This is a genomic window from Amycolatopsis acidicola (assembly GCF_007713735.2).
Lineage (GTDB): Bacteria > Actinomycetota > Actinomycetes > Mycobacteriales > Pseudonocardiaceae > Amycolatopsis_E > Amycolatopsis_E acidicola.
In genome coordinates this window covers 130,601-156,466 of the sequence record NZ_VMNW02000001.1, presented here as the reverse complement: position 1 = coordinate 156,466, position 25,866 = coordinate 130,601, and the positions used below count along the sequence as shown (strand labels likewise).

General features: G+C 69.0%; 27 protein-coding genes. 11 read left to right on the top strand and 16 right to left on the bottom strand.

From position 1 onward, the window contains the following. Positions 1–98 precede the first annotated feature (98 nt). The 5 genes from FPZ12_RS00780 to FPZ12_RS00760 all read right to left on the bottom strand — a co-directional run bounded on the left by FPZ12_RS00780 (position 99) and on the right by FPZ12_RS00760 (position 3,720). Positions 99–764, bottom strand: coding sequence for a response regulator (locus tag FPZ12_RS00780; RefSeq protein ID WP_144745429.1), 666 nt, complete (start codon positions 762–764; stop codon positions 99–101). After that, positions 761–1,846: a sensor histidine kinase gene (locus tag FPZ12_RS00775; protein ID WP_144745473.1), complete on the bottom strand. Its 1,086-nt coding sequence runs from the start codon at positions 1,844–1,846 to the stop codon at positions 761–763. Before FPZ12_RS00775 ends, FPZ12_RS00780 begins: the two co-directional genes overlap by 4 nt. Before the next feature lie 152 nt (positions 1,847–1,998). Then, the gene (locus FPZ12_RS00770; protein WP_144745428.1) at positions 1,999–2,331 is read right to left on the bottom strand and encodes a VapC50 family PIN domain-containing toxin; all 333 of its coding nucleotides are present in this window, start codon (positions 2,329–2,331) and stop codon (positions 1,999–2,001) included. Positions 2,332–2,364: 33 nt separating this feature from the next. Then, positions 2,365–2,820, bottom strand: a complete 456-nt coding sequence (locus FPZ12_RS00765; protein ID WP_144745427.1) for a helix-turn-helix domain-containing protein — start codon at positions 2,818–2,820, stop codon at positions 2,365–2,367. Between the two features lie 84 nt (positions 2,821–2,904). Beyond that, positions 2,905–3,720 (bottom strand): helix-turn-helix transcriptional regulator, encoded by an 816-nt coding sequence (locus FPZ12_RS00760; protein ID WP_144745426.1) that lies wholly within the window; start codon positions 3,718–3,720, stop codon positions 2,905–2,907. A 101-nt stretch (positions 3,721–3,821) separates the two neighbouring features. Here FPZ12_RS00760 and FPZ12_RS00755 point away from each other — a divergent pair, with 101 nt between their 5' ends. From FPZ12_RS00755 to FPZ12_RS00745, 3 genes are read left to right on the top strand one after another with little or no spacing between them, the layout of a single operon-like run. Further along, positions 3,822–5,228, top strand: coding sequence for an MFS transporter (locus FPZ12_RS00755; protein ID WP_144745425.1), 1,407 nt, complete (start codon positions 3,822–3,824; stop codon positions 5,226–5,228). 48 nt (positions 5,229–5,276) lie between these two features. After that, on the top strand, positions 5,277–5,792 hold the full coding sequence (locus FPZ12_RS00750) for an RNA polymerase sigma factor (RefSeq protein WP_144745424.1): 516 nt from the start codon (positions 5,277–5,279) through the stop codon (positions 5,790–5,792). After that, positions 5,785–6,657, top strand: a complete 873-nt coding sequence (locus tag FPZ12_RS00745; RefSeq protein WP_144745423.1) for a VOC family protein — start codon at positions 5,785–5,787, stop codon at positions 6,655–6,657. Before FPZ12_RS00750 ends, FPZ12_RS00745 begins: the two co-directional genes overlap by 8 nt. Here FPZ12_RS00745 and FPZ12_RS00740 read toward each other — a convergent pair. Next, positions 6,654–7,955, bottom strand: coding sequence for a UDP-glucose dehydrogenase family protein (locus FPZ12_RS00740; RefSeq protein WP_144745422.1), 1,302 nt, complete (start codon positions 7,953–7,955; stop codon positions 6,654–6,656). The genes FPZ12_RS00745 and FPZ12_RS00740 overlap by 4 nt on opposite strands. A gap of 151 nt (positions 7,956–8,106) precedes the next feature. Between FPZ12_RS00740 and FPZ12_RS00735 the strand changes: the two genes are divergently transcribed. Then, positions 8,107–8,865: an SDR family NAD(P)-dependent oxidoreductase gene (locus FPZ12_RS00735; protein ID WP_144745421.1), complete on the top strand. Its 759-nt coding sequence runs from the start codon at positions 8,107–8,109 to the stop codon at positions 8,863–8,865. Here FPZ12_RS00735 and FPZ12_RS00730 read toward each other — a convergent pair. Next, entirely contained in the window at positions 8,813–9,997 is a 1,185-nt protein-coding gene (locus FPZ12_RS00730; RefSeq protein WP_144745420.1) for an MFS transporter, read from the bottom strand. The two genes, FPZ12_RS00735 and FPZ12_RS00730, sit on opposite strands and share 53 nt — an antisense overlap. Positions 9,998–10,046: 49 nt before the next feature. Beyond that, positions 10,047–11,675: a TM0106 family RecB-like putative nuclease gene (locus FPZ12_RS00725; protein ID WP_144745419.1), complete on the bottom strand. Its 1,629-nt coding sequence runs from the start codon at positions 11,673–11,675 to the stop codon at positions 10,047–10,049. Between the two features lie 133 nt (positions 11,676–11,808). Here FPZ12_RS00725 and FPZ12_RS00720 point away from each other — a divergent pair, with 133 nt between their 5' ends. After that, positions 11,809–12,264, top strand: a complete 456-nt coding sequence (locus FPZ12_RS00720) for a DUF6474 family protein (protein ID WP_144745418.1) — start codon at positions 11,809–11,811, stop codon at positions 12,262–12,264. A 64-nt stretch (positions 12,265–12,328) separates the two neighbouring features. Here FPZ12_RS00720 and FPZ12_RS00715 read toward each other — a convergent pair whose 3' ends face one another. Genes FPZ12_RS00715 through FPZ12_RS00700 form a run of 4 tightly spaced genes read right to left on the bottom strand, consistent with a single transcriptional unit; the run spans position 12,329 to position 15,882 of the window. Beyond that, complete coding sequence (locus FPZ12_RS00715; RefSeq protein ID WP_144745417.1) at positions 12,329–13,288, bottom strand: glycine betaine ABC transporter substrate-binding protein; 960 nt, start codon at positions 13,286–13,288, stop codon at positions 12,329–12,331. Continuing rightward, positions 13,285–14,061 carry an ABC transporter permease gene (locus FPZ12_RS00710; RefSeq protein ID WP_144745416.1) on the bottom strand — a complete coding sequence of 259 codons (777 nt, stop codon included), beginning with the start codon at positions 14,059–14,061 and terminating at the stop codon, positions 13,285–13,287. Before FPZ12_RS00710 ends, FPZ12_RS00715 begins: the two co-directional genes overlap by 4 nt. Next, complete coding sequence (locus FPZ12_RS00705) at positions 14,058–15,191, bottom strand: ATP-binding cassette domain-containing protein (protein WP_144745472.1); 1,134 nt, start codon at positions 15,189–15,191, stop codon at positions 14,058–14,060. Before FPZ12_RS00705 ends, FPZ12_RS00710 begins: the two co-directional genes overlap by 4 nt. A gap of 43 nt (positions 15,192–15,234) precedes the next feature. Next, the gene (locus FPZ12_RS00700; RefSeq protein WP_144745415.1) at positions 15,235–15,882 is read right to left on the bottom strand and encodes an ABC transporter permease; all 648 of its coding nucleotides are present in this window, start codon (positions 15,880–15,882) and stop codon (positions 15,235–15,237) included. Between the two features lie 312 nt (positions 15,883–16,194). Between FPZ12_RS00700 and FPZ12_RS00695 the strand changes: the two genes are divergently transcribed. Genes FPZ12_RS00695 through FPZ12_RS00680 form a run of 4 tightly spaced genes read left to right on the top strand, consistent with a single transcriptional unit; the run spans position 16,195 to position 19,061 of the window. After that, on the top strand, positions 16,195–16,719 hold the full coding sequence (locus tag FPZ12_RS00695) for a hypothetical protein (protein WP_243769598.1): 525 nt from the start codon (positions 16,195–16,197) through the stop codon (positions 16,717–16,719). 60 nt (positions 16,720–16,779) lie between these two features. Further along, a complete protein-coding gene (locus tag FPZ12_RS00690) occupies positions 16,780–17,514 on the top strand; it encodes a YcnI family copper-binding membrane protein (RefSeq protein WP_144745414.1) in 735 nt (244 codons plus the stop codon). After that, positions 17,515–18,042, top strand: a complete 528-nt coding sequence (locus tag FPZ12_RS00685; RefSeq protein ID WP_144745413.1) for a copper resistance CopC family protein — start codon at positions 17,515–17,517, stop codon at positions 18,040–18,042. Beyond that, complete coding sequence (locus tag FPZ12_RS00680; protein WP_144745412.1) at positions 18,039–19,061, top strand: copper resistance D family protein; 1,023 nt, start codon at positions 18,039–18,041, stop codon at positions 19,059–19,061. Before FPZ12_RS00685 ends, FPZ12_RS00680 begins: the two co-directional genes overlap by 4 nt. Positions 19,062–19,217: 156 nt before the next feature. Here FPZ12_RS00680 and FPZ12_RS00675 read toward each other — a convergent pair whose 3' ends face one another. Together FPZ12_RS00675 and FPZ12_RS00670 are read right to left on the bottom strand one after the other, a co-directional pair. Continuing rightward, positions 19,218–20,102, bottom strand: coding sequence for a phosphotransferase family protein (locus FPZ12_RS00675; RefSeq protein ID WP_144745470.1), 885 nt, complete (start codon positions 20,100–20,102; stop codon positions 19,218–19,220). 139 nt (positions 20,103–20,241) lie between these two features. Further along, complete coding sequence (locus FPZ12_RS00670) at positions 20,242–21,624, bottom strand: helix-turn-helix domain-containing protein (protein ID WP_144745411.1); 1,383 nt, start codon at positions 21,622–21,624, stop codon at positions 20,242–20,244. A gap of 282 nt (positions 21,625–21,906) precedes the next feature. Between FPZ12_RS00670 and FPZ12_RS00665 the strand changes: the two genes are divergently transcribed. Together FPZ12_RS00665 and FPZ12_RS00660 are read left to right on the top strand one after the other, a co-directional pair. Then, positions 21,907–22,236: a hypothetical protein gene (locus FPZ12_RS00665; RefSeq protein WP_144745410.1), complete on the top strand. Its 330-nt coding sequence runs from the start codon at positions 21,907–21,909 to the stop codon at positions 22,234–22,236. Between the two features lie 13 nt (positions 22,237–22,249). Beyond that, positions 22,250–22,657 carry a hypothetical protein gene (locus FPZ12_RS00660; protein ID WP_144745409.1) on the top strand — a complete coding sequence of 136 codons (408 nt, stop codon included), beginning with the start codon at positions 22,250–22,252 and terminating at the stop codon, positions 22,655–22,657. A 654-nt stretch (positions 22,658–23,311) separates the two neighbouring features. On the opposite strand, the gene FPZ12_RS00655 is transcribed toward FPZ12_RS00660, so the two are convergent. Both FPZ12_RS00655 and FPZ12_RS00650 read right to left on the bottom strand, forming a co-directional pair. Continuing rightward, complete coding sequence (locus tag FPZ12_RS00655) at positions 23,312–24,559, bottom strand: MFS transporter (protein WP_144745408.1); 1,248 nt, start codon at positions 24,557–24,559, stop codon at positions 23,312–23,314. Next, positions 24,556–25,827 carry a GH1 family beta-glucosidase gene (locus FPZ12_RS00650; protein WP_144745407.1) on the bottom strand — a complete coding sequence of 424 codons (1,272 nt, stop codon included), beginning with the start codon at positions 25,825–25,827 and terminating at the stop codon, positions 24,556–24,558. The genes FPZ12_RS00655 and FPZ12_RS00650 overlap by 4 nt, the downstream gene beginning before the upstream one ends. Positions 25,828–25,866 lie beyond the last annotated feature (39 nt).

The following is a 25,866-nucleotide window of genomic DNA, read 5'->3' as shown; positions in this document are numbered from 1 at the left end:
TTCCCCCGCCGCCGAGGCCCCGGCCCCGGCCGCGCCCGGCTGAGGAGACCACGGTGTTGCCGCCCGTGCGGGGTCGGCACGCCGCGCCGGAGCCGCCCTCATCCGCCCGGCACGACGAGCCCGGATTCGTAGGCGAGAACGACCAGTTGCGCCCGGTCCCGCGCACCGACCTTGGTCATGATCCGGCTGACGTGCGTCCGCGCCGTGGCCGTGGAAATCACCAGGTGCGCGGCGATCTCGTCGTTGGAAAGCCCGCCCGCGACCAGCGCGAGGACCTCGCGTTCGCGTTCGGTGACCTGCGTGACCGCGCCGGCGTGGACGCGCCGGTTTTCCGGTCGCCCAACGAACTCCGCGATCAGCCTGCGCGTCACCGTCGGGGCGAGCAGGGCCTCCCCCGCCGCGACCACCCGGAGCGCCCGTAGCAGTTCGACGGGGTCGGTGTCCTTGAGCAGGAAGCCGCTGGCGCCGGCGCGCAGGGCGTCGTAGACGTACTCGTCGACGTCGAAAGTGGTCAGCACCAGCACCTTCACCGCGGCGAGTTGTTCGTCGGCGGTGATCCGGCGGGTGGCTTCGAGCCCGTCCACGCCGGGCATCCGGACGTCCATCACGACGACGTCGGGCTTGTGCTGCCTGGCGAGTGCCACCGCTTCGGCGCCGTCTCCGGCTTCGCCACAGACCTCGAAACCGTCCTCGGTCTCGAGCAGCACGCGGAACCCGGCGCGCACCAGGGCCTGGTCGTCGGCGAGCACCACGCGGATCGTCATCGTTCCCCCTCGATGGGCAGTTCGGCCAGGACCTCGAAGCCGTCGGGCAGCGGGTGGGCGGTCACCTCGCCGCCGAGCGCCGTGGCCCGTTCGCACATACCGCGCAAACCGTTGCCCGCCCTGGGTTCCACGGCGCCGCGCCCGTTGTCGCGCACCACGAGGCGGAAGGTGTCGCTCTTCCGTCCTAAGTGGATGGTCACGGCGGTGGGCTGGTTCGCGTGGCGCACGACGTTGGTCAGCGACTCCTGCAGGATGCGGTACGCCGCGGCGTCCACCGGGGCGGGCAGCTCGCCCGGCGAACCGTGCACGCGGACGTCGATCCCGGTCGCGCGGGTGTGCTCGACCAGCTCGTCGAGCTGCCGCAGGCTCGGGGCGGGCCCGAGGCCCTGGCCGGAGCGCAGGACCGTGACCGTGGCGCGCAGATCGGCCAACGCGGCGGCGCTCGCTTCCTTGATCGCGAGCAGCGCCTCGACCGCCTGCTCGGGCCGCCGGTCCGCGACGTGCGCGGCGACCCCGGCCTGCACGTTGATCATGGCGAGGCTGTGCGCGACCACGTCGTGCACCTCGCGGGCGATGCGGAGGCGTTCGACCTCGGCCATCCGGTGCTGATGCTCGGCGGCGCTCTCGCGCGCGGCGTGGATCGCCGCGACGCGGTTGCGGACCGCCGTGCCGATGCCGAGGACGGCGATCAGCCACACGAGGAAGAACCCGACCCGGCCGTCGAGGGCGATCGTGCTGCCGGTGGCCAGGAGCACGCCGAGCCCGGCGAGCAGGACGGCCGCCCCGGCGATGCCCGCCTGGAGCGGGCCGCGGAGGCGGGTGAGCGTGAACAGCGCGATGGTCGGCAGCACGGCGGCGGGGCCGCCCGGGTAGCCGGACCAGTAGTAGGCCCAGGTCAGCCCCGCGACCAGGACGAAAACGGGCAGCGGGAAGCGGCGGGACAGCAGCAACGGCAACGCCGCGAGCACGAGCCACCCGTAGCCGAGCGCGTCCAGCGGGTGACGCCCAGGCTGAAAATGCGCCGCGACGGTCGTCACCGCGAGCACGAAAACCAGCGGGACGGCCGTGATCAGCACGTCCACGAGACCTGGCCCGCGCCCGTTTTCTCGCCACACGCCTGAAAAGCTACGTCACACGAGAGCCCCGCGCGTCCGTCGAAAAGCGACTGTTGGATTACGACGGCTGCGTTATGTGCGCGGCAGCGCCGCGGGTTCGAGCAGTCTGGTGCGTGGAGTCAGGTGCGCAGCGCCGCGGCGGATTCGAGCAGTCCGTTGCGTTCGAGTTCGGACAGCACGTCGCCCACAGTGGTCGGCGGGTCGCGCCGAGCGTCGGCGTCCGGCAGTTCGAGCATGGGCACGAGCGGCTCGTAGCCGGTGACCAGACAGTCACGGACCGCGGAGTTCATCAAGCGGCGGGTTCGGTCGAGTTTGTCCGGATCAAGATCGGGCCGCTTCTCCTTGAGACTGCGGAACGTCTCGTCCAGGATTTCCTCGGTCCACTTCGCCCGGACCGATCTGCCCTGCGCGATCCGGATCAGCAGATCACGCAGGGCATTCGGGTAGAGCACATTCGCGTCGTAGACAACAACGAAGGCCGCTGCTCAGGTCAGCCCCATCTCCTGACTCAAAGCCGAAAGCTCATCAGCGGCGTCGCGACGTCGACGGTCGTCCGCGCGCAGGTACTGCCTCAGCGACTCGACCTTGACGCGACGGTGCTTGCCCACGGTCCGGTACTCGATCTCCCCCGCTTCGAGCAGGCCGATGAGGAACGGCCTGGAGACGTGCAGCAGATCCGCTGCTTGCTGGGTGGTCAGCTCCGCGTGCGTGGGGACGAGCGAGACGCTCTCCCCTGCTGCCATATGCGCCAGTATCCGGGCCAGCAGTTCGACGGCAGGCCGGGGCACCTCGAGCGCCTCGTCCTGGTCATCATCGACGACCAGCCGGACGGTTTCCTGGCTGTGCTGCGCGAGGTACGCCTTGATGTGCGGGAGCGCCTCATGCGCGCTGTCGATGTCGGCCGGTCCCGGGGTGACCTGGTCAACGGTGCACGTTGTCATCAGCCCTCCACTGGTCGACTTCACCGACAAACGCATTATCCGCAATAATCGCAATATCCGCAACCGAGGTGGCGGTCATGGCAGTCAGGGCAGCGCCGCGATCTTCGACGCCGTCTCGTCGTCGGCGGGGGTGTACGTCGTCATGCGGATTTCTGAGGTGGGGCCGAACCAGAGGTGCGTGTAGTCGAAGCTCAGCAGTCCGGCCTCGGGGTGCACGAAGCGTTTCGTGAGGTTGCGGATCGGTTGGATGTCGTGCTGGGTCCACAGTTGCTCGAACAGCGGCGAGGCCTGGCGCAGGCGTTTGACCAGCGTTTTCCAGCTCGGCTCGGTGACGTGGGCGGCCATCGACGCGCGCAGTTGGGCGACCACTCGCGGCGCGCTTTCCGGCCATTCGGCGAGCCGGCTCGCCCACTGTGGATTCGTGAACGCCTGCAGGATCGTGTTGCGCTCTTCGAACGGCAGCGCGTCCACATCCATCAGCCAGTTGTAGCCGCGGTTGTACGCCAGGATGTCCGAACGCGCGTTGTGGACCGCCGCCGGGAAGGGCTCCAGTTTGGCCAGCATCGTGTGGATCGCGTCCGGGATCGCCCGGCATTCCTTCTCCGCCGGTGGTTCCGGGCTCCCGGCCAGCGTGAACAGGTGGCCGCGCTCGTACGGATCCATCCGAAGCGTCCCGGCGATCGCCGTCAGCACCTGCTCCGACGCGTGGATGTCGCGCCCCTGCTCCAGCCACGTGTACCAAGTGACCCCGACACCCGCCAGCTGCGCGACCTCCTCGCGCCGCAGGCCGGGGGTGCGGCGCCGGCCCACATTCGGCAGGCCCACCTGGTCGGGCGTGATGCGTTCCCGCCGGCTGCGCAGGAACTCGGCCAGTTCGCGACGGAGGACAGGAGTGTTCACGGTTCCACGATGCCAGCGCCCGCAACGTGGTACCAGGTAGTGCTGATACCTGGATAAACACGCTCTGGTACCTGGATCGCTGTCGGCCGAGCGTGGTAGTCATGACCACCACGCTCGAGGCCCCCGCGACCCGGGGACTCACCGGAGCCGGGCTCGGCACTGTCCTGCTGGGTGCCGCGCTCGCGCCCATCGACTACTTCATCGTCAACGTCGCCCTCCCCACGATCGATGCCGACCTGCACGCCTCCACCGCCACCCTGGAATGGATCGTCGCCGGGTACGGCATAGCCTTCGGGCTGCTGCTCGTCGTCGGCGGGAGGCTCGGCGACGCCTTCGGCAGGCGGCGGCTGTTCATCGCCGGCATGTCGGCGTTCACGCTGACCTCGCTCATCTGCGGACTCGCCCCGAACGCCACCGTGCTCGTGCTCGCCAGGATCGCGCAGGGCGCGGCCGCCGCGCTGATGGTGCCGCAGGTCCTCTCGATCATCCAGGCCACGACCGCGGGCGAGCGACGCTCGCGGATGCTCGGCTACTACGGCGCCACCGGCGGCATCGCGATGGTGATCGGTCAGCTGCTCGGCGGCGTCCTCGTCTCGGCCGACATCGCGGGCACCGGCTGGCGCCCGATCTTCCTGATCAACGTGCCGTTCGGGCTGCTCGGCGTGGTGCTGGCCCGGCGCACGCTCCCCGAAACGAGGGCGAACGACCCGCTCCGTGTGGACCGGCTGGGCACCGCGTTGTTCGGCCTGACCCTGCTGTCACTGCTCGTGCCACTGATGGAGGGCCGCGCGCTCGGCTGGCCGGTGTGGTGCTGGCTCGCGCTGGCCGCCCTTCCGTTCCTGGCAATCGCTTTCGTGGTCGTCGAGCGGCGGCTGGAGTCGCGCGGCATCACCCCCTTGCTGCCGATGTCGGTGCTACACGTGCCGAGCATGCGGCGCGGGCTCGCCATCGCCGTGCCGTTTTTCCTGGTCTTCGGCGGTTTCCTGTTCGTCTACGCGCTGGCCTTGCAGGACGGGCTCGGCCTCGGCCCGCTCGGCTCCGGGCTCGCGCTGACCCCGCTCGCCGTGGCGTTCCTGGTCATGTCACTGCTCAGCAGCCGGATCGTGCAGCGACTCGGGACGCGCACGATCGTGCTCGGCGCGAGCGTGCAACTGCTCGGCCTGCTCATCCTCATCGGCACAGTGCTGGCGGAATGGCCCGCGCTGGACGCCCTCGCGCTCGCGCCCGGCACACTGGTCTTCGGCGCCGGTCAGGGGCTCGCGGCGCCGACGCTGTTCCGCGTGATCCTGTCGCGCGTGCCCACCGAAAACGCCGGCGCGGGCAGCGGGATGCTGACCACCACGCAGCAGACATCGCTGGCGTTGGGCGTCGCGACACTGGGCACGCTGTTCGCGACGCTGGCGATGTCCGGAACGGAGCACGCGCTGGTCATCGTCATGATCACGCAGGCCGTGCTGCTCGCCGGGATCGCGCTCGCCGCCACGCGGCTGCCCGACCCGCGCGGCTGACCGAAATTCACCCGTCGGAAAACCGGGCTCCCGGACGACGATAGGGATGTGAGCGAACCGCGGGTACGACCGGACCCGGCATTCGCGCTGCTCGAACTGTACGAGACGGCGCTGCCGGAGGTGTACGGCTACCTGCTGTCCCGGTGCGGCAGCCGCAGCGTCGCGGAAGACCTGACTTCCGAGACCTTCCTCGGCGCGGTGTCCGCCTGCCGGAACGAAAAAGCGCCGGTGAGCACCCCCTGGCTGATCGGGGTCGCGCGGCACAAGCTGGTCGACCACTGGCGCAGGCGTGAACGGGAGGAGCGCGGACTGCGGCTGGTCCACGAGGCCAAGTCCGTCGACCCGTGGGACGAGGAAGTGGACGCGTTGCTGGCCCGAGAGGTGCTCGCCGAACTCGGCGCGCACCACCGGGCCGCTCTCACGTTGCGCTACCTCGACGGCCTGCGGGTCGCCGAAGTCGCGCAGCTGCTCGGCCGCACCGTGCACGCCACCGAAGCGCTGCTCGTCCGCGCCAAGGCCGCATTCCGCACCGTCTACCAGCAGAAGGAGGGCCGTCGTGACTGATCCACTGGATGCCCTCCGCGCACCGGTGCGCCCGGCCGACCCGGACCCGCGGTTCGCCGCCGAACTGCGCGAGCGGTTGCGTCGCGCCGTGCTGATGGGAGAAGAGATGACCACCACCGAAACCCCCGCACAGGCCGAACTTCGTTCCCTGACCCCGTATCTCGCCGTTTCCGACGCGCGGCGGGCGCTGGACTTCTACGTCGAAGTGTTCGGCGCGGCCCGCCGCGGCGATCCGATCCTGATGCCGGACGGCCGGATCGGGCACGCCGAACTGGCCATCGGCGACACCGTGCTGATGCTGGCCGAGGAGTTCGAGGAGATCGGGCACGTCGCCTCGCCCGGCGGCGCGTCCATCCGGGTCGAAGTGTCCGATGTGGACGGTTCGGTGGAACGCGCCGTGGCGCGGGGCGCCGAGCTGATCCGCCCGGTGCAGGACAGCGGGCACGGCCGCGGCGGCACGATCCGCGACCCGTTCGGCCAGCGCTGGCTGGTCACGCAGGCGCCTGCGCGCAGCGGCGGGCAGGCCGGTCCGCGGCACGGCGAGGCCGGGTACTTCACCTTCCAGGTTCCTGACGCCGAAGCCGCGAAATCCTTCTACGGCGGCGTTCTCGGCTGGCAGTTCTCGCCGGGACACGTCGAAAACGGCTGGGGTGTCGAGGGTGCGGGCATGATGGGCGGCCTCTGGGGCGGCCCGGGTCGTCAGATCGGCTGGAAGATGATGTATGCGGTGGACGATCTCGAAGCCGCGCTCGGTCGCGTCCGCGAACTCGGTGGCACAGCAGGGGAAATCGAGCGGTTCCCGTACGGGCTGAGCGCCGAATGCGTGGACGATCAGGGCATCGAGTTCTGGTTGTGGCAGCGCTAGGCGTTCGCGCGGGCGTGCCTTCGCGGGCGGCCGAGGCCGAGCCAGCACAGCCCTGCGTTCAGGATCGCTTGCGGGTCAAGGAGATTCCGGGTGTCGACCACCGCGTCGCCGTGCATCAGGTCGGCGACGTAGGTCCAGTCGAGCCTCGAGAACTCGGCCCATTCGGTCAGCACGACGATCGCGTCGGCGCCCTTCGCGACCTGGTACGGGTCGTCCACGATGCGCATTCCCGGCTGCTCGCCGCCGACCGCCGGGTCGTAGGCGGTCACCTCGGCGCCGTGCGCGGCGAGCATCGCGGTGACCGACAGCGCCGGTGAGTCGCGCAGGTCGTTCGTGCCCGCCTTGAAAGCCAGGCCCAGCACGCCGATCCGGGTGCCGGCCAGCGTGCCGCCGACCGCGCCCGCGATCTTCGCGACGATCCGGTCCCGCTGCGCGATGTTCTCCTGGATCGCCGCCGACAGCAGGGAGAAGTCGAAACCGACCGACTCCGCGACCTGCACCAGCGCGTGCGTGTCCTTGGGCAGGCAGGAACCGCCCCAGCCGGGGCCGGGCTTGAGGAACGCGCGGCCGATCCGGCGGTCGTACCCCATCCCGTCGGTGACCGACTCGATGTCCGCGCCGAGCCGCTCGCAGAGTTCGGCGACAGCGTTCACATAGGACAGTTTCATCGCGAGGAAGCAGTTCGCCGCGTACTTCACCAGCTCCGCGCTGGCCGCGTCGGTGACCACGCTCGGCGCGGCGAGGTCGGCGTAGAGCCCGGCGACCCAGGCCGCGGCGGGCTGGTCGTCCGAGCCGACCACGATCCGGTCCGGGTTCAGGAAGTCGCTGACCGCGGTGCCTTCGCGCAGGAACTCGGGGTTCGCCACCACCGGAACGTCGCGGCGGCCGAGCAGGTCGCGGATGCGCTGCGCGGTACCGACCGGCACGGTCGACTTGGTGATCACGGAGCAGCCCGCGGGCACTGTTCCGGAGATTTCGTCGATGACCGCCTCGACCGCGCGAAGGTCCGCGGCGCCGCCCGCGCCCATCGGCGTCGGCACGCAGAGGAACACGGCCTGCGCGTCGGCGACGGCTTCCCGCGAACCGACGACGAAACGCAGCCGTCCGTTGCTCAGCCCGCGCGAAACCAGTTCCTCCAGGCCGGGTTCGAGGATGTCCACCTGACCGGCGGCGAGTCTGGCCACCTTGACCCGATCCACGTCCACGCAGGTCACCTGGTGGCCGAGGCCGGCAAGGCAGGCCCCGGTGGTCAGTCCGACGTATCCGGTCCCGATCACGACGATCCGAGCTGAGCCCATGCGACGACGGTGACAGCCGGAGTTGACGGGTTCGCTAACTGCAGTGGTCAGGCCCGGATACTCCGCACGACGGGTGAGGAGGGCCACCCGGCCGGCAAGTGAACGAGCGTTAGCCTCGAAACCGCACACAGTCCGGTCGGAAGGAAAGAACATGCGGATCACGGACACGGCGGCGATCGTCACCGGCGGCGCCTCGGGGCTCGGCGGAGCGACGGCCAAGGCACTGGCCGCGAAGGGCGCGCGGGTGTTCGCGCTGGATCTCGCGGCCGGGATCGAAAAGGCGCCGAAGATCGAAGGCATCACCTACGTCGAGGCCGACGTGACCGACGGAGACCAGGTGCAGGAGGCCGTCGACCAGGCGGCCGGCTCCGGGGTGCCGCTGCGCACCGTCGTGAACTGCGCCGGGATCGGCCCCTCCGCGCGCATCCTGTCCCGCAAGGGCCGCCACGATCTGAACCTGTTCCGCAAGGTCATCGAGATCAACCTGATCGGCACCTTCAACGTGGTCACGCTCGCCGCCGAGGCCATCGCGAAGACCGAGCCGCTGGAAGACGAGGCGCGCGGTGTCATCGTGAACACCGCTTCGGTCGCCGCCTACGACGGGCAGATCGGGCAGGTCGCGTACTCGGCGTCCAAGGGCGGCGTGGTCGGTCTGACCCTGCCCTCGGCGCGCGACCTTGCCTCGCACGGGATTCGCGTCATGACGATCGCCCCCGGCATCATCGACACGCCGATGCTGGCCACGGTCAGCGAGGAGTTCCGCGCGGGGCTCGCCGCCGGTGTGCCGTTCCCGAAGCGGCTCGGCCGCCCGGACGAGTACGCGCAGCTGGCGCTGGACATCGTCGAGCACGACTACCTCAACGGCGAGGTGATCCGGCTGGACGGCTCGCTGCGGATGGCGCCGAAGTAGGCCCGAAGACGCGGGTGGCGAGCACCAGGGCCAACACCGGCAGCGCGAGCAGAAGTCCGCTCCACGGCAGGGAAAGCGGGCCCGCGAGGTCGAGCAGCAGCCCACCGGCGAGCCCGCCACCCGCCGTCGCGGCGTTCCACAGGGTGACGAGCATGGTCTGCGCCAGGTCCGCCGCTTCCCCGCCCGCGATGCCCGCCGCCGTCTGCAGCAACGTCGGCGCGCCGCCCCAGCCGAGGCCCCACAACGCGATGGCGGTGTAGACCAGCGCGGGGGAACCGGTGAGCACGGCCAAAATCGTTGCGGCGACGGCGAAAAGCCCGACGCCCGCGACGGTGAGCGCACGCAGCCTGCGGTCGATCCACGCGCCCACCACCCAGATGCTCACCAGCGACGCGATGCCGAAGACGAGCAGCACGCGGTCCACCTCGCCGCCGAGCGAGAACCGGTCGAGCACCGCGGCGATGTAGGTGTACAGGATGTTGTGCGCCAGCACGAACACAGTGGTGACAACGAGGATCACGGCCAGCCCGGGGCTCCGGAGCGTGCGCAGCACCGGCGGCCTGCTTTCGGCGCGCTGCCCGGGAAAGTCCGGTACCGCGGCGAGGATCCAGCCGAGCAGGACGACGGCGATCGCGGTCATCACCGTGAACGTGGCCCGCCAGCCGAGCGCGCCGCCGAGGAAGGTCCCGGCCGGGATGCCGAGCGAAAGCGCCAGCGGGATGCCCGCCATGACGACCGCGATCGCCTTGCCCTGGCCGTTTTCCGGCGCCAGCCGCCGGGCGTAGCCGGTGAGCAGCGACCACACGACGCCCGCCGCCACCCCGGCGACGAACCGGGCCACCATCGTCAGCGGGTACCAATCCGAGATGGCCGTCAACGTGTTGGCCACCGCGAAACCCGCCACCCCGGCCAGCAGCAAGCGTTTTCTGCCCCAGCCCGCGGTGGCCGTGGCGAGCGGGATGGCGGTGAGCGCCGTGCCGGTCGCGTAGATCGTGACCGACTGGCCCATCGCCGATTCGCCGACCCGGAGGTCGGCGCTCATGGCGGGCAGTACGCCCGCGGGCAGCGCTTCGGTGAGCACCGTGATGAAGGCGGCTGTGGTCAGCGCCAGCAATGCCGGGAGGTTTCGCATGCCCCGATGGTCGAACCTGCCATCGGTGTCAGGTTCAACGTGAGCTGGGTTACAGGTCGCCCATGTACGGGATTTCGTTGGCGGCGCCGGACATCCACTCGCGCAGCACCTTCGTGGCCCGGACGTCGTCCTCGTTGTAGCGGAGCAGGCGGGTGCGCTGACCCGGCTCGGGCTCGGTGCCGTTCATACCGACCGCGGCGCGGTACCACCGCATCGACGCTTCGCCGCCCGCCTCCGGGTCACGCCAGCTGAACCCGGCCACCGGCGCGACCACCTTCAACCCCTTGCCCCGCGCGCACAGGAACTGGTCCGACACCCCGCGGAACAGGTCCACCCATTCGTCGGAATCCACAAAGGACTGGATCTCCCGCTTGACCGGGATCCCCGGCCTGCCACCGAACCGCTCGACCGAACCGAACAGCCAGCGGTTCTCGGCCATCGCGTTGTAGCAGTAGGCGCGGAACGTGAGCCCGGCGGCGGCCGTGCGCGCGCGGACTTCGCTCAACCACGCCCAGAACTCGGCGAACGACCGCGCTTCGTCCACAGTGGGCAGTGGGTCCCAGGTGACGAACGAGTGATAACCGTGCGGCAGGCCGATGTCCGCGCCGGAGAGCAGGCAGCCCCACAGGTACGCCCCGGATTCGCCGAAACTCTCCATGTCCACGTCGACCTCGACGTCGGCCCTCGGCACCTGGACCTCCGGCACCTTGCGCACCACGGTGAGATCCGCCAGCCAGGCCCGCGCGAGCGCCACCGCGTCGGCGAACGTGCCCGACGTCCACAGGATCGGCGGCTCGTCACCGGGGTTGAGCGCCGCCAGCTTGTCCACAGTGGACACGCCGGCGCGACGCAGCTCCATCGCGTCCTCACCGCGGACCACCAGGCTCACGTCACGAACCGAGCGGAGCTGGGCCTCGCACGTCGGCCACCATGGACAGCTGCGGCATTCCAGGATTCGCGACGGCTCGGCGAGCCCAGGGCCACCGGTCGCCGCCGCCTCCGCGATGGCCAGCCTGTCCTCGAAACGCGCGTCGTACTCCGCGAGCGCGCTGCGGCCGCCGGGCCACGTCTGCGCCGAAAGGTCATGCCACAGCACGACATCCGCGTCCAGCCCGATGACCGCGCCCAGCGGCCTGGCCGTGGCGAGGCCGAGCGACTCCAGCATCCGGCGCAGATGCGCGAGCCGGAGCTGATCCCGCGGCTGCGAACGCACCTTGCGCTTCTCGTCCGTCTTCGCGTTGCCCGGGTCGAGATCCGTCGGGGCGGTGGTGACCGCGCCCGCGCCGGGGTCCGTGATCCGGTGCCGCACCACGAGCACCGGCAGGTACCCGCCATCGGTCCGGACCAGCAGCTCCGCGCCACCGCGGCGATGCCCGTCTCCCGTGGGGAGCAGCCCGCCCCAGATGTACGTGGCACCCTCGGCCAGCGCCTGCTCGGTGATGCTCAACCGCTCCTGGACCGGCAGGTCACGCGCGACCGTGACCCACGTGCCCGGAACGGCCTCGACCAGACGGCGGCGCAGCTCGTCCCGGTGGGCGGCCGCGTCGGCCATGCGCTGCTCGGCGGCCGGATCCGGCGGAGCGAGCTCGAACTCGCGGGCGGTGGGATCGTGTTCGAGGTGCACCCGGCGCCGGCAGCGGCTCACCGCTCCGGCATCGAGTAGCACCTGTGTGTACATAGCCAACACTGTAGAAGGCGCCACCGACAAAACAGCGAGTGCGTCCGGCCTGACCACCTGTACACGGCACTTCCGCCGAAACGGCGAGTGTGTCCGACATGCTCGCGCTTGTGGGGCCAAGTAAGTTCTCCTCATGGCACGCAAGAAGGCGGAAGACCAGGGATTGACGCCGAAGAAGGCCCGCAACTACGTCTCCGTGGCCAAGATCGTCGTGCCCGCGGTGGCGCCGGTGGTGCTGCCCTTCGCGGTGCGCGCGGCGGGCGCCGCCCGCGAGGCTTACGACAGGTACCAGGCGCGGCGCCTCGGCGTGCCCGTCGACAGGCTCTCGGAGTTCACCGGCCGCGGCGCGAGCCTGCTCGCGCGGATCGCCGGTGTCTCCGAAGCGCTGGCGGAACTGCGCAAGTCCGAGCGCGCGACGAAGGAGGACACCGAGTTCGCCGACAACGCGCACGGAACGCTGGAACAGCTCACCGCGGCGGTGCATGCGGCCGAACGGATGCCGGCGTCCCGCCGGAAGGCGGCACACCAGGCGGTCGCTTCGGAGCTGAGCAGCCTGGAGTCACAGCTCCTGCACCGACTCGGCGTCTAGCCCCGGAAAAGCGAGTGGCCCGGGCTCTTCCGACGAAGAACCCGGGCCACGGCGCTGCCTGCCGCTACTTGATGAATCCCTTCGAGACCATCCAGTCCCTGGCGACCTCGCCGGCGTCCTTGCCGTCGACGTCGACCTCCTTGCACAGCTCGATCATCTGCTGGTTGTCCAGCGCCTTGCCCACCGGCACCAGTACACCGGACAGCTCCGGGTGCGCGTCGAGGAACGACTTCTTCATCGTCACCGCGGCGTTGTACTGCGGGAAGAACTTCTTGTCGTCCTGCAGCACGCGCAGGTTCAGCCCGGCGATCCGGCCGTCCGTCGTGAAGATCTCACCGAAGTTGCAGGTGTTGTTCGCGACCGCGGTGTAGATCGCGCCGGTACCGAAGGTCTTGACCACGCTGGGCGTGAAGCCGTAGGCCTTCTGCACCCCTGGCATCCCGTCCTGCCTGCTGGCGAACTCGGTCTCGACGCAGAAGGAGCCTTCCTCGGGATGCTGCTTGAGGAACTCCGTCATGTCCGAATTGGACTTCAGGTTGTGTTGCTGCGCATAGGCTTCCCGCACACCGAACGCGTAGGTGTCGTTCACCGGCGAGTAGTCCAGCCACGTGATGCCGTACTGTTTCTCGTCCGCAGCCTTCACCGCGTCGAACTGTCCCTGCTCGTCCGGGATCGGCTCGGTGTTGCCCTGGTAGGAGATCCAGCCGGTGCCGGTGTACTCCCACGACAGGTCGATCTGCCCGTTCAGCAACGCCTGCCGGGCGCTGTTCGAACCGCTGATGTTGGTCAGGTCGATGACGTCCGCACCCGCGGCCGACAACGCCAGCTCGGCCATGTAGCCGAGGATGATGTTCTCGGTGAAGTCCTTGGACCCCACCGTCACCTTCAGCCCTTCGAGGCCGGGCACCGGCTGGATCGAACCCGGTTTCACGCTGTACGGCAGCGAGGCGTTGACGTTCAGCCCGCACGCGGTCAGCGAAGCCGCGAGCACGATGACGCCGAGGATCGCTTTCAGTTTCCTCATTTGAGCCCCCTCGGTCCGAATGCCTCCTCCAGCACCGCACCGATCCAGTCGATCAGCAGCGCCAGCCCGACCGCGAGCACCGCGCCGGTGATCAGCACGGGGATGCGGTTGAGCTTGTAGCCGGTGTCGATCAGTTCGCCGAGCCCGCCGCCGTTGACGAAGAACGCCAGGGTGGCGGTACCGACCGCGAGCACCAGCGAGGTGCGCAGGCCGGCGAGGATCAGCGGCAGGGCGAGCGGCATTTCGATCCGGAACAGCACGCCGGCGCCGGACATCCCGATGCCGCGGCCGGCGTCGGTGAGTGCCGGGTCGACCGCGTCGATGCCGACGATCGTGTTGCGCAGCACGGGAAGCAGCGAATAGAACGCGATCGGCAGAACCGCGCACCAGAAGCCTTCCCAGCTGGTCCACAGGAAGAACAGCACGATCATGCCGAGCGCGGGCGCGGCCTGGCCGATGTTGGCGATGGTCAGGAACACCGGGGCGACCGGGCGGGCCCAGCGCCGGGTGAGCACCATGCCGAGCGGCACCGCGACCAGCACCACGATCGCCGCCACCGCGATGGTGATCAGCAGGTGGTGCCAGGTGTCGTTGAGCAGCGTGCTCCAGTTGAGGCTTTCCGCTTCGATGGCGTCGTTGTCGCGGGTCAGGGCCCAGATCAGCACCGCGCCGACGATCACGATCACCGCGACCGGCTGGGCGAACAGCCTGCCGCGTTCGGCGCGCTTGGAACCGGATCCGGTCGAGAAACCGCTTTCTACGGTGGCTGTCATGACTCGGTGTGCTCCTCGCGCAGCCGCTGGACCGTGGCCATGACGGTGTCCAGTTCGATCATCCCGGCGTACTCACCGCGCGCGCCGGTCACCGGCACCGCGCCACCTTCGACGAGCATCGCCTCCAGCGCGTCCTGCAGCGTGGACTGCAGGCTCACCAGGTCGCCCAGCGGTTTGCCCGCGTTGGCGAGCGAGCCCGCCGAGGCGAGGTCGCGAACGTGCGCCCAGCGGATCGGCCGCTTGCGGTCGTCCAGGATCAGCGCGTACGTCTTCTTGTTCTCGGTCAGCTTCTGCCGCACTTCCGAAGGCGACTCGCCGGTCGTCGCGGTGACCGTGTCGGTCTGCAGCTCCACGTCACGCACGCGCAACAGGGTGAGCTGCTTCAGCGAAGCGCCGGCACCGACGAACCCGGCGACCGTGTCGTCCGCCGGGTTGGCGAGGATCGACTCCGGGGTGTCGTACTGCAGGATCTTCGACTGGTTGCCGAGCACCGCGATCTTGTCGCCGAGCTTCACGGCCTCGTCGAAGTCGTGCGTCACGAACACGATCGTCTTGTGCAGTTCGGACTGCAGCCGCAGCAACTCGTCCTGGAGATTGCCTCGGGTGATCGGGTCGACCGCGCCGAACGGCTCGTCCATCAGCAGCACCGGCGGGTCCGCGGCCAGCGCCCGTGCCACGCCGACGCGCTGCTGCTGACCACCGGAAAGCTGACGCGGGAAGCGGTCGTGGAACTGCTTCGGGTCGAGCCCGACCAGGTCCATCATCTCCTCGACCCTGGCGTTGATCTTCTTCTTGTCCCAGTTCAGCAGCCCCGGCACGACCGCGATGTTCTGCGCCACGGTGAAGTGCGGGAAGAGACCGGCCTGCTGAATCGCGTAGCCGACCTTCCGGCGAAGCTGGTCCGGGTTGATCTTGAGCGCGTTCTCGCCGCCGATCGTGATCTTGCCCGAGCTGGGCTCGATGAGCCGGTTGATCATCCGCATCGTGGTCGTCTTGCCACAACCGGACGGGCCGACCAGGATCACGATCTTGCCCGCGGGGATGGTCATCGTGACGTCGTTGACCGCGGGCTCACGCGAGCCTGCATACCGCTTGGTCACGTTCTCCAGCTGAATCTCCACTCCGGACACGCCGTCGGCCGGCACGGAAGTGGCTGCTGAGCTTTCCACGGTTTCAGACACGGACACCCCTAGGAACGGTGAAGCGGGCGATGAGGACGTAGATGCCGTCGAGGATGAGGGCGAGGATGACCACGCCGAGGGTTCCGGCGAGCGCCTGGTTGGTGGCGTTCGCGCTGCCGGCGCGGGTCAGCCCGGAGAACACCTCGGAGCCGAGGCCGGGCCCCTTCGCGTAGGCGGCGATCACCGCGATGCCCATCAGCATCTGGGTGGCCACCCGCATCCCGGTCAGGATCGCGGGCCAGGCGAGCCGCAGCTCGACCCTGGTGAGCACACCGAACCTGTTCATCCCGATGCCCTTCGCGGCGTCCGCCACCGCCGGGTCCACACCGGACAGGCCGACAATGGTGTTCCGCACGATCGGCAGCAGGGCGTAGACGACCAGCGGGATCATGCTGGGCGCCACGCCGAGCCCGACCAGCGGGATCAGCAGCCCGATCAGGGCGAACGACGGAATGGTCAGAACCGTGCTGGCGAGCGCGGTGGCCAGGGCCGAACCGATCGGACTGCGGTAAACCGCGACCCCGATCAGGACCCCGATCACCGCGGCGATGATGGTGGCCTGCACTACCTCGCTCACGTGCAACCACGCTTGCAACGACAGTCTGCTCCACCGGTCCGCCACGTAGTCGAACAGGTTCACGCGGTGTGCCCTCCTCCCCGATGCAGTTCACTCGTCCGGCCCAACGGAGACGGCAAGGAGGCCCGCTATTCAGCATGCCGACGCCGGCCCCCGAAGGCCGTCTGCGTTGGTCAATGGCCTGCTCACAGTTCCTCATTCACCGAGAATGAGCAACCATCGACACCCTCCGAAACAAGCCGCGTCGCCCGTTCGTGGGTACGTGATCAGGCAAGATAACCGTTTCCCATAATTTTGCAGGCGCCATACTTAACGTCGTGTTCACCACATGAGACAGCGTCCCGCGCGCCTCCGCTCGTCTCATACGCTGTGCGGGTGAGCAAGCAGGCTGGGCGATACAGCGCGTTACGCACTGTGCGTGGTGGCCTGCTCGCGCTCAGCTCCGGTGGGCTCGCGGTGACCGCGCACGCCCTCGGCGGCGGGGGCTGTCCGGACACGGCGCTGACCCTGTTGCTCACCTGCCTCGTCGGCTGGATCGGCGCCGCGCTCGCCGAGAAGACGCGTGGACCGCTCGGCGTACTCGCGGTGCTCGGCACAGCCCAGCTCGGGATGCACCTCGTGCTCACCGAGTTGATGGCACACCACGGCCCGACGCACGCGGCCATGTACCTGGCGCACGCGATGGCCACTGTCCTCACCGGACTGCTGCTCGCGCACGCGGAGACGATGTTGCGCGGCGCGGCCGCCACCCTGTGGCTGCTGCTGCCCGTCGTCTGGCGTGCCGCCCCGGTTTCCGCCGGCCCGGACTTGGCCCCGGTGCCGTCTCCCGAGAACACCCCGTTGATCGGGGTCGTTTTGAACCGTGTTCACGGCAGGCGTGGCCCACCGCGGAACTCCTGAAATCTCTTTCTCACACCGGCGCAACGCGTCGGCCCGACTCATTCAGGAGCATCCCTACCCATGTCATCGAAACGCGTCCTGCGCACGACAGTCATGGCCACCACGATCGGCATCGCCGGCCTGCTCGGCTCGGGTGTCGCCTCGGCGCACGTGACGGCCAACATCTACGGCAGCGAACCGCAGAAGGGCGGCAGCGGCGCCATCGTCTTCCGTGTCCCCAACGAGGAAGCCGACGCGGGCACGACCAAGCTGGAGATCGACTTCAAGCAGGAGTACGCGATCAGTTCCGTGCGGTACAAGCCGATTCCGGGCTGGACCGCGGAGGTCACCAAGACACAGCTGCCCGCACCGGTGAAGAACGGGAAGAACCTCGATGTCTCGAACCCGGTCACGAAGGTCGTGTTCACCGCGCAGCCCGGCGGCGGAATCGCCAAGGGCGACAGCGAGTTCCAGGAGTTCGAGCTGAGCGTGTCCACCCTTCCGTCCAATGTGGACGAACTGGTGCTGCCCGCGATCCAGACCTACGACAACGGTGAGGTCGTGAACTGGGACCAGGTCCAGAACGGCAGCGAGGAACCGGAGCACCCGGCGCCGACGGTCACGCTCGCCGCCGCGTCCACCACGTCCGCGCACGACGGGATGGACATGAGCACGGCGGAAGCGCCGGACTCCGATTCCAGCGGCACCGACAGCACGGCCCGCTGGCTCGGCGGCGCCGGGCTGGTCGTCGGCGCGCTCGGCCTCGGTTTCGGGGCGGGCGCGACCTTGCGGGCACGTAAGGCGGTCAAGAAGTAAATGCGCAGGGCACTGCTCGCGCTGGCGTTCACGGTGGCGGCCATGCTCGGCATGGCCGCCCCGGCGTCCGCGCACAACGTGCTGATCTCGACGGATCCGGGCAAGGGCGCCTCGCTCGACACCGGCCCGGCGAAGATCACGCTCACCTTCGACGCACCGGTCCAGGGCGGGAACATCAACCAGATTTCGGTGGTGGGTCCCGGCAACACCCAGTGGGCCGAGGGTTCGGTGGAGATCAGCAGCAACGTGATCTCGGCCGGGGTGCGGCCGCTCGGCCCGGCCGGCACCTACACCGTCGGGTACCGGATCCTCTCCGCCGACGGGCACCCGGTCTCCGGTGAGTACACGTTCACCCTGACCAAGGCGGGCAACGGCACCCCGGCCACCGCGAACGCGGCCACCGGGGCGTCCGCCGAGTCGTCCGACGGCTCGACCGGCATCCCGATCTGGGTGTGGATCGTGGGTGCCGTCGTCCTGCTGGCGATCGGGCTCTCGCTGGCACTGCGGATGGGCAGGAAGGTCGAATGACACAGGCCGGGACCACCTCGCGGGTCCGCTATCCGACGATCCTCGCGGTGCTCACCGCGTCGCTCGCCGCCGCGCTGATCGGCGTCGCCATCACGGCGACGGCGCCGGTGCCCGGCGTGGCGGAAGTCGGCGAGGTGGTCACGGTCGCCATCCCGATCGTGCGCGTACTGCTGGATCTTTCGGCGGTCGGCACGATCGGGCTCGCCCTGCTCTCCATCCTGGTCGGCTACGACCGGCCGAAGCTGACCGAGCCGGTGCTCGAACTGGCCCGGCCCGCCGCGGTGGCGAGCGCGCTGCTGTGGGCGGTCACGGCACTGGTCACCCTGGTGCTGCAGACCGCGGAATTCCGGCCGCAGCAAGCAAACGTCAGCTTCGGCGACATCTGGGACTACGTGGTGCAGATCGGCGCGGGCAAGGCGCTGCTCGTGGTCGCGGTGCTCGCGCTGGCGCACGCGGTGCTCGGCGTTCTCGCGCTGCGCCACGGCGAGAAGGTGCCGGCCGAGGTTCGCGTCGGGCTCGCCCTGTTCGCGCTGCTGCCGCTTCCGGTGACGGGCCACGCGTCGAACTGGAACTACCACGACTACACGATGATCTCGATGGAGCTGCACGTCATGGGCGCGGTCGCGTGGACGGGCGGGCTCGGCGCGATGGCGGTGCTGCTCGTCGGAAACCGGACACTGCTGGCCTACGCGCTGCCGCGGTTTTCGAAGCTGGCGACGTTGTGCCTGGTGCTCACCGTGCTGACCGGGCTCTTCAACGCCGGCGTGGAAATCCTGCTCAATCCGACGATCGGGTTCTGGTCCGCCCTGTTCACCACGCCCTACGGGGTGCTCGTGCTGCTGAAGGCGGCTTGTGCCGTGACGATCGGGGCCCTCGGTGCACATCTGAGGTGGCGGCTGATGCCGCGAATCGCCAAGCACGAGCGCACGGCGCTCGCCACGTGGGCCACGCTGGAGCTGATGGTGATGGGGTTGGCGTTCGGTTTCGCGGTGGTGTTGACCCGCGCGCCGGTGTCGTAACCGCAGGTAGCTGCAACTTGCACTGAGCGAGTGACGGATGGACCGGTCGGGGTGACTAGTCGAGCCGAATTTACTACTCAATGCACGTGCATTTGCACAAACGACGAGCGGTCACCAACCAGCGGCGAGTGTCACCGCCGCTTCCCGCATCGTGGGTCACCGGTAGCGGGCCCACAACTTCTCGCGGCGGCCCGTCCTCAGGTCGTCCAGGCGCTTCCGCAGCTCCGTGCGCACTTCGGGATGGCTGCGCAGGATGGGCAACACGCTGGTGGTGAGCTTCAGCTCGCGCGCCTGGCGAAGCACGGCGAACCCCTCCCAGCGTGTGACGTCGAAGCCGTAGACCTCGGCCAGCGCGCGGTACCGGCCTGCCGGGTCCCCGAACCGTTCGCGGCCGACGGCCAGCGGGGTCAGGTCCCATTCGGGCGGCCCGAAGCAGGACGAGTCGAAGTCGCACAGCACGGGCCCGTCCACGCCGACGATCACGTTGCCGGGGTGCGCGTCGCCGTGGATGAGGGCCCTGCGGAGCGGGAACTGCAGCTCGGCCAGCGCGGCGCCGACCTCGGAGCAGCGCCGCAGCAGGAACCGCCTGTCGCCGGACTCGAGTTCCTCGGCGTCGGCGACCCTGGCGCGGACGTCGGCGAGCGGCGCCCACTCGCCGACGTCGGCCGGGAGCGGCAGTTCGTGCACGCGGCGCAGGAGCGTGCCGAGGTCGGCGGCGGTCGCCCTGGCCACCGGCTCGACGTACTCCCACGCCGTGACCACGTGTTCGCCCACCTCGATGGGCTGTTCGACGCCCGGCAGCAGCCGGATCGCCGGGATCCCGTGCCGCTGGAAGTGTTTCGCGACCTCGACGACCTTGGCCGCCCGGTGGCGCAGCGTCGTCGATCCGACGATGCGCAGCACCACCGGGGCCTCGGCGAGCGCGTAGACCGCGTTGTTGGTGAACCGCAGCAGCCTCGCGCCACGGTGGTCCAGGCCAAGCAGTTCGCAGGCCTGCGCCAGCGCCCGGTCCAGCTTTTCCCTGGTGAACCGGCCGTTCATGGTGCCGGCAGGCATCTTGGTGCACCTCTCACCGCCGCGAACGGCGGCACGCCGGACCGGCGTACCCGTGACCCGGGCGCCGCGGCGCTTGCGTCGACGGCGGGCGTTCTCGGTGGTCACTGGGAACCCTGACGACCGGCTAGGCGGCGAAGAAGATGCCGAGCCGTTCGGCCAGATCGCGGGCGTCCGGGTTGTTCTTGCGCTTCTCGGCCTCGTCCTTGAGCGGTTCCATCCGGTCCTTGATGCGGGCCGATTTGAGGCCCTCGGCGGACTCCAGCGCGGCGCGGCCGACCCTGGCCCCGTGGTCGATGTCGCCCTCGAGGAGGTGGTTCGTCGCGAGCGCGCTCAGGTTGAACGTCTTGCTGCGCTGCATGTCCTCGCCGTACGAGTCGACCGCCCTCGTCAGCGCCGGGATCGCGTACCTGGTGTGCTTGAGGTCGACGCTGCGCGCGAGCACCGTGTGCACGGTGCCGATCATCGCGTACACGTCGGTCTCGTTGAAGAACTTGACCCAGTCCTCGGCCTCGGCGAGGTTCGCGCGGGCGAACTCGTCCTTGGCGAGTCCCAGCAGTTTCAGCGCCTGGTCCTCGTTCTGCATCATCGCGTAGGCCCACGCCTGGTTCGCGGCGAGCACCGCGATGGCCAGTTCCGAACCGGACTCCTGTGCCGCGATCTGCCCGAGCTGGAACAGTTTCAGCGCGTCGTTGGGCGCTTCCTGGTGCAGGTACACGCGGCCCATGCGGTACAGGATGTTCGCCACCAGCGAGTCGTTGTCCCCCTGTTTGGCCAGTTCCAGCGCGTTCGCGAAATGCCCGCGCGCGGAGTCCATCAGCCCGGTGTCGAACGAGGTCCAGCCCGCGAGGCTGTGCAGGTCGGCGAGCGCGACGAACAGCCTGGACTTGACCGGGGTGGTCGCCGACGAATCGAGCATCTGCTGCCCCCAGGACAGCTGCGCGACCACGGCGTCCCGGCAGAAACCGCCACCGTACTGGTAATCGAGTGCCCGCAGCGCCCTTGTCGCCGCTTCCACCTGGCGCACGTCGGTCATCCCGATGTGGCCCGGTGCCGGCGTCCTCGCGGGGCTCGCGGCCCAGGCCTGCGGGGACGATCCGAAGACCGCCGCCCCCATCGTGACCTGGGCGGCATGCGCGAGGAAGTTCCGCCGTTTCACGGACTCGTCCTCCTCAGCCTGCTGCTCGTCGGCCGCGCCGACGACCTGAATCTCGGTGGCCTCGTCGTACGCGAGGCCCATGTATCCACGGGGGACGCCCAGCCCGTCGGCGATCCTCGCCAGCACGTCATAGGCCATGACCTGCCGTCCCTTGAGGATCTCCGAGACCTCGGACTGTGACTGGCCGGTGAGCGCGGCGATCTGGCGCTGCGAGATGCCCTCCTTGCGGAGGTTCCGGTAGACCGAGCTGATCTCGCGACCGGCCAGCGCTTCCCGCATCTCGCGCTTTTCCCAGACATCAGAGCTGATCGGATGACCCTGCCGGGCTTCCGCAGCAGTACTGGCGTCCATATTGCGCCCCCTCACCGTCACCTTGGGCGTCGATTCGCAGCGTAGGCATACCCATTGAACCGTGCGAAACGCTGTTTGCCGAGCCTGATCGGCCGGACCGAACTTCTCGGACCGTTCACCGTCGAACCTGAGCCGGTCGCCGCTCCTGCGTCGGTTCGGCTTCTCTTCCGCAGCGGTTCATCGCAATCTAGTTCTCAGTTCTCCGTGAGCGACCGGGCACCGCCCGCGATCACTCAGAGCAACTGCAAACGCAACAGGAACCGACAGAGCGGAGTTGACGCGGTGGAGTTCGTGGACTCGATCCCGGCAGCACGTGCGACCGCCCAGGCCGCGAGGAGCCCGATGCGGCCGTCCGGGCTGGCAGCCCGCTCGGCGGTACCGGCCGTGACCGACCCCCGTGCGGCGCAGGTGCGCCGGTACGAGAGCGGTCAGCTGGTGTGGCGCGTGCAGTGCGGCGACATGATCAACCGGGAGCGATGCGTGACCGTGCTCGTCCAAGACGGCGAGGTCGTGCTCGTGGGACCGCCCGGAGAAACAGCGCGACTGTCCGCGGGCCAACTGGGCCAGCTGCGGGCGGCGCTCAACGAAGCTGCGAAGCTGACGGAAAGGTGACGGTGAGTTACAGGTGGATCAGATCCTAGGACAGGTGCTCCGCAACGCGGTCTGGGAGCGCTTGGACATGCTCGCCGACCTCGCCAACCGCGCCGACACGGATTCGCTGGTGTCGGTGGCAAGGAGCGAACTCCCCCGGTTGACCGAAGGCTGGCGCGCGATGCTCTCGGCGCACGAACCCGATGAGCGCGGCGACTGCCCGACCTGCTCGACCCGGTGGCACCGCTGCAAGGCGCCGTGCTCGGTCTGGCAGGTCGCGCACGAGCACCTGGTCGCCGGGGGACTCGCTCCGCAACAGGACCTTCGTGGCTCCTGGCGGAAGAGCAAGAACAGCGTGCCGTCGCAGACCCGGGGCCCGAAGGCGACGCAGGCCGAGAGCACCGGCCGCCACGCGCTTATCCCGCAGGTCGCCACCCGCTGACCACTCGGCGATTAATCGTGAATAGTGAGCGCAAACCCCTAGCGCAGGGGTGAATCCGTGGGTATGTTGATCATCATGGTCGCTGGCTGTGAATTTGCAGAAGGCAGCTTGCGGCCACCCCCGCCCTCCTGAGAGGGACCCCCCGACTCCGCGGGCCGGTGCCGTTGCACTCCCCTCCCCCGACCGGCACCGGCCCGCGGGCCCATCTCCTCTGGCCCTCCCCTGCTTGCTCGCTTCGCTCGCGGCGCCGGGGAGGGCTGGTTATTGCTTCTGGGGGCCGAGCCCCCAGACCCCCACGGTGCGAGCTCCTCACCCTGACGGCCTGGTGACGTTTACATACACCAGCGCCCACCACTTCTTGTGCTTTTGTCGCAAGCCCGCGTTGGGTGTCATCCCGTCGCCTGCGACCCCGAAATCGCTTTGTCCCGGGCCCGCACCCCGCGCCGGAACCGCCACCCAGCAACACAAAGCGTGCGGGCCCGGGACGAAGTGATACTCCTGGGAGTAGGCGACGGGATGACACCCACGCAACCACCCACTCAAGCCAAGAGAACCTGCGAAAACCCCAGTCATCCCGGAGCCAGCCCGTCCGGCGAGGACATTCTTTTGATCCCTGAACCGGAACCGCCCATCCCTGAACCGGACCACCCAACCTCAACGAACCTTCTTCACCCGCACGATCAACACCCCGGCGGCCAGAGTCGCGATCGCCGCTGCCCCGAAGAGCGCCGGGTATCCGCCAAGATTCGCCAAGATCACCGTGGCGGCCAGCGGGGCGATCACCTGGGGCAGCAGGTTCGCGATGTTGACCACTCCCAAGTCCTTGGCGCGGTCCTGCGCGGCGGGGAGCACCTCGGTGAGGATCGCCAGCGCGACGGCCCAGTAGGCACCGAAACCCACGCCCAGCAACGGAGACGCGGCCAGTGCGGCCGGCCAGGTCTGCCAGAACGTCAGCACCAGGGCGGCCGCCGCCATCACGAGCACGGCCAGGTACACGTACGGCTTCCGGCGGCCCGATCGGTCCGAAAGGTAGCCGACCGAGAGCCCGCCGATCACCAGCGCGACCCCGTACAGGCCCATCATGATCAACAGCCCGGTGTCCGGGTCCGGGTAGTGCACGGCGTCCTTCAGGAAGTACAGCAAATAGAACGTGCCCAGCGCGTTGCCGAGGTTGATCAGGAAGTGGCAGCCCCACGCCCACAGGAAGTCCGGCTGTTCCCGCGGCGAGACCCACAGCTCGGCCAGCACGTCGCGCCATCGGTTCGACGGGTGCCAGCTCTTCGGCAGCGCCAGATCCGGGGTCCGCAGGACGAAAGCCAGCGCGCCCAGCACCACGACCACCGCGCACGCGACGTACCCGCCGGGCAGGCTCGTGATCAGCACTGTCACCACCACCGCGCCGAGCACCGTGCCCAGCATCTGGCTGATCCCGACCAGGCCACCGATCTGCGCGCGCTGTTCGACCGGCACCCGGTCCGGCACCGCCGAAGTGAGCGTGGCGAGCATCCCGTTCAGCCCGGCCTGCACGAGACACCAGCCGACGGTCATCACCACGACGTTGCCCGCCAGCGCCAGCACCACCAGCCCGACGGCACCGACACACGCGCCGCCCAGCGTCCACGGGTGGCGCCGCCCGAAGCGGGACCTCGTGCGGTCCGACGCCAGCCCGACCAACGGGTTGGCGAACAGCGAAACCACCGCACCGACCCCGGTGACCACCCCGAACACCAGCTCCTTGTGCCCGGCGTTCAACAGCTCCGCCTGCTCGGGCAACAACACCTGGATCGGCGCGTAGATCCCCAGCCAGAGCCCGATATTGGCGACGAACAGCAGGCTGGTCCACCCGCGCCGGACGCGCGTGGTCGGTTCGGCGAGCGCCGCCGGGGCGTCGGTGTCGGTCATCGGCTCACCAGTTTCCGGTACCAGTCGAAGGAATCCTTGCGGGTGCGGCGCTGGGTCTCGTAATCGACGTGCACGAGCCCGAACCGCGGGCCGTAGCCCTTCGACCATTCGAAGTTGTCGAGCAACGACCACACGAAATATCCCCGCACATCGACGCCCGCGTCCATCGCCTGCCGCAACGCCGCCAGGTGCCCGGACAGGAATTCGATGCGTTCCGGGTCGTGCACGCCGTCGTAGCTGCAGCCGTTCTCGGTGATGTAGACCGGCGGCAGCTCGTAGCGGGTGTGCAGATCGACGAGCAGCTCGCGGAACGCGTCGGGGACGACCGGGGAATCGTTGGTGGTACGGGGAAAACCGTCGATCGGGCGCAGCTCGAACGGCAGTGGGTTGCCTTCTCCCGGCGCGGCGGCACCCTGTGGTTCGTAGTAGTTGATGCCGTAGAAGTCCAGCGGCTGCGCGATGTCCGGCAGATCGGCCTCGAACCCGGCGGGCAGGTACGGCACGATCTCCTCGGGATAGCTGCCGAGCACCACGGGTTCGAGGTAGGCGCGGTTCAGCAGCGCGTCGAGCCAGTCCGCGGCGGCGCGGTCGGCTTCGGCGGGCGAGGCAGGCCAGATCGGGGAATGATGATTGGCGGTACCGATGCGCTCCGCCCCGGCCGACCGCAATGCCTGAACGGCCAGCCCGTGCGCGAGATGTTGAAAATGAGCCGTTGGCAATGCGTCCAGAAGGAGCGTTTTCCCCGGCGCGTACTCCCCGATGGCATATCCGTAAATCGACATGACCATCGGCTCATTGAGCGGAATCCACATTTTCACCCGGTCGGCGAAGTGCTCGCCAAGAATTTTCGCGTACTCCGCGAACCGTTCCGCGGTGTCACGGACGAGCCAGCCGCCGGCGTCCTCGAGCGGCTGCGGCGTGTCCCAGTGGTAAATCGTGCCCACCGGCGCGATTCCGGCGGCGCACACTTCGTCGAGCAGCCGGTCGTAGAAATCGAGTCCGCGCGAATTCGGGGCCGCTACTCCATTCGGCTGAATTCTGGGCCAGGAAAACGACATTCGATAGCCGCCGACACCCAGATCGGCGAGCAGTGCGACATCTTCGGAGTAGCGGTGGTAGTGATCGTCAGCGACGATCTTGCCCTGGGCGGAGGTGAACGTGTCCCAAATGGACGTTCCCCGGCCGTCCGCGTCGTTCGCACCTTCTATCTGAAAGGCCGAGGTGGACACGCCCCACAGAAAATCGGGCGGGAAGCTCAGGCTTTCCACTGGCGCTTCACCTTTCGCCGAGGAAACATGAAAAGTTCT